This window comes from Bartonella sp. AA1HLJMS (genome assembly GCF_042197445.1).
GTDB lineage: Bacteria > Pseudomonadota > Alphaproteobacteria > Rhizobiales > Rhizobiaceae > Bartonella.
This window is the reverse complement of sequence record NZ_JBHIRW010000139.1, coordinates 1-1,951: the sequence shown is the minus strand read 5'-3', so window position 1 is coordinate 1,951 and position 1,951 is coordinate 1. Positions and strand designations below refer to the sequence as shown.

At 44.8% G+C, this 1,951-nt stretch carries 3 protein-coding genes and 1 pseudogene; all 4 read left to right on the top strand.

The window, feature by feature from the left end; all coding sequences use genetic code 11:
* Positions 1 to 636, top strand: a 636-nt coding sequence (locus ACFIQE_RS09950; protein ID WP_375707657.1) for a phage tail sheath family protein, incomplete at its 5' end; no start/stop codon positions are given.
* Positions 637 to 639: 3 nt separating this feature from the next.
* Positions 640 to 1,158, top strand: coding sequence for a phage major tail tube protein (locus ACFIQE_RS09945; RefSeq protein ID WP_375662961.1), 519 nt, complete (start codon positions 640 to 642; stop codon positions 1,156 to 1,158).
* A gap of 9 nt (positions 1,159 to 1,167) precedes the next feature.
* Positions 1,168 to 1,581, top strand: a complete 414-nt coding sequence (locus tag ACFIQE_RS09940) for a hypothetical protein (protein WP_375667779.1) — start codon at positions 1,168 to 1,170, stop codon at positions 1,579 to 1,581.
* 131 nt (positions 1,582 to 1,712) lie between these two features.
* Positions 1,713 to 1,951 (top strand): annotated as a pseudogene (locus ACFIQE_RS09935) (phage tail tape measure protein); the annotation flags it as partial.

The following is a 1,951-nucleotide window of genomic DNA, read 5'->3' as shown; positions in this document are numbered from 1 at the left end:
CGGGACAAGCAAAGGGGCGGTGTTTTTTGGTCTCCTTCCAACCAAGATGTGCATGGCATTTTAGGGACAGCACGCCCCATTAGCTATTTTGATGGGGAAATTGATCATGAGGCAAATCGCCTTAACCAAGCCGATATTGCAACCTTTATTCCAGCACGACTTAGTCAAAATGCGCATGGGCAAATGGCTGCCAATGGGCGCATTTTATGGGGCAACCATACCACCTCCAGTGATCCGCTTTGGCGTTTTGTCAATGTGGTGCGCACCCGTGCAGCTTTGGAAAAAACCATCATTAACAATTTGCGCCCTTGGGCGAATGATGAAAACCTTACTGGTCAACATGTCATTGCCATTACCCGCTCTTTGACCAGCTTTCTTGATGATATGATTGCGCGTGGTGCGCTTTTGGGTGGCCGTGTTTGGTTTGACCGCGATTTAAATTCCAACAGCACTTTACAATTGGGAAAATTGCGGGTCGAATTTGATGCAGAAGAAGTGCCACCTTTAGAAGATTTGAGTTTCGGCAGCCGGCGCAATAGCGCTTATTTTGATCGTTTGGCTGAAGATATCCAAAAGAAAATGACTTATCAATTTGGCGATACGCTTGAAACTTATCGCAAAGCAGCAAGGAGTTAAAGCATGACTTTACGCATTGTACGCGGTTTTACCTTGATTGTTGATGATGATGTGAATCTTCACCTTGATCTTGAAACATTGAAACTGCCCACGTTGGAAGAAATTACAGAAACCTATCAACCGGGCGGCTCTGATATGCAAATTGATGTGAGCGGTCTTGGTGTGAAAGCTTTGAGTTTACAAATGAAAATCCGCAGCCATACCCCTGAGGTCATCGGTATTTTTGGTGGTCCTCCTGGTCTTCGTCATAAATTCACTGGCAAAAAACATGTGATTTCTGAAGAAGATGGGCGTGAGCATGAACATTCCATTGATGTGACAGGGCGGTTGGTCAAAGTGGATAGCGAAGGCTTAACAGCTGGGAAAGCCACAGGCTATGATTGCGAGATCAAAAATGTTTGGGATTATACGGAATTTTGGGATGGTTCTGTTTTGCACCGCTTTTCTTTTAAACGGGGCGGCTGGCTTGTCCGCAACGGGCAAGAGATCGGTTCTCGCCGCCGCTCTATTCTCAATTTATAGGAATTGATCATGACAAGTTTACAAACCAGCATTGACGTGGAATTGCAGGTTCCGCTTCCTTATCAAGATAAAGGTGGCAAAGAATCTCTCTGCAAGAAACTGACCTTTTATCGCCCCACTTTTAAGCATGCCAAGCAATTAGCGGTGCTCATTGGACCACAATTGACAGAGCTGCTGCTTCCTGAGTTTGGAGAGCAAAAAACAACTTTGAGCAATGATGTGCTTATCACGAAGCTTTCTCAAGTTTTGTTCACAAGTGAGGCAACAGAAGGCATCACAGCACTTTTGGCTGATATGTCACGTGAATCTATTGAATTGATTGATCGGGTTGATGTGATGGATATTGTCGCAATATTGAAGGCTTTTTTTGCTTTTTTTACGCAACGCCAATCCTCTCTGCCAGACAATTTGGAGCAGAACTAGCGCTTTATTTTCGCTGGTCTCCTTCAGAGATAAACCAGATGGATTGGTTGGATGTGATTTCTTATCGCAGTGAATTAGCACGCCTGAAAGCTCAAGAATATGAAAGTCATCAGTTAGGATAAGAGACGATCATGGATGTTTCCCTTGTTGTGCGTTTTGTTAATCATCTGCAAGAGGGGATAGCTTCTGCCAAGCGGGATCTTGCAGCCTTTAGTTCAGATATTGCGCATTTCCAAAACAAGACAAGGCAGCATTTTAAAGGGTGGTTTGACCCTGAGCATCTTGAGGATGCGACAAAGAATGCGGAAAATGCTTTTATCCAAGCGCGGGGGCGCATGGTGGGTGCCATTGCGCAAACAGCAACCTTAAT

Coding starts and splice junctions, on each gene's coding strand:
- ACFIQE_RS09945 (WP_375662961.1), top strand. CDS start 640: ATGACTTTACGCATTGTACGCGGTTTTACCTTGATTGTTGATGATGAT.
- ACFIQE_RS09940 (WP_375667779.1), top strand. CDS start 1,168: ATGACAAGTTTACAAACCAGCATTGACGTGGAATTGCAGGTTCCGCTT.